A 494-nucleotide genomic window follows, 5' to 3' on the forward strand; every position below is an offset into this window, starting at 1 on the left:
ACTTTTCTTTTTCAAACTCTCGAGGCTTACTTTCAATAAAGTTTCTTCTTTCAAATTATCTCCTCTTTCTCGCTTTAAATTTAGTTTTTTAAAATGTAAATAATTCTAAAAATATTACGATGTAACATAATCATAACATAAAAAGTATTTAAGTAACATAATTTTTTAGAAAAATTGATTCTGGTATATTTTTTGCATATAATTTTCTTATTACGAAAAAAAGGAAGTGTATTATATGGTTGATATCTTTAGCAGATTCCTTGAGGTAACGAATAATATTTTATGGTCATATATTCTTATTGCAATGTTAATCGGCTTCGGTCTTTATTTTTCTTTTAAATTGAAATTTGTCCAAATTACTCATTTCGGTGAGATGGTCAGTTTAATTAGTAAAGGATTCAATCGAAAAGAAAAGAAAAAAGATAGCATCTCTCCGTTCCAAGCATTTTGCTTAAGTGCCGCTGCACGCATTGGTATCGGGAACTTAGCTGGTG

1 protein-coding gene is annotated in these 494 nt (G+C 28.3%); it reads left to right on the forward strand.

All coding sequences use genetic code 11. The annotated features are described in order from the left end of the window. Positions 1-235 precede the first annotated feature (235 nt). The coding region (locus KI356_RS23670; RefSeq protein WP_212936639.1) for an alanine:cation symporter family protein at positions 236-494 on the forward strand (259 nt) is incomplete at its 3' end.

Source organism: Bacillus hominis, assembly GCF_018332515.1.
GTDB classification, from domain to species: Bacteria; Bacillota; Bacilli; order Bacillales; family Bacillaceae_G; genus Bacillus_A; species Bacillus_A hominis.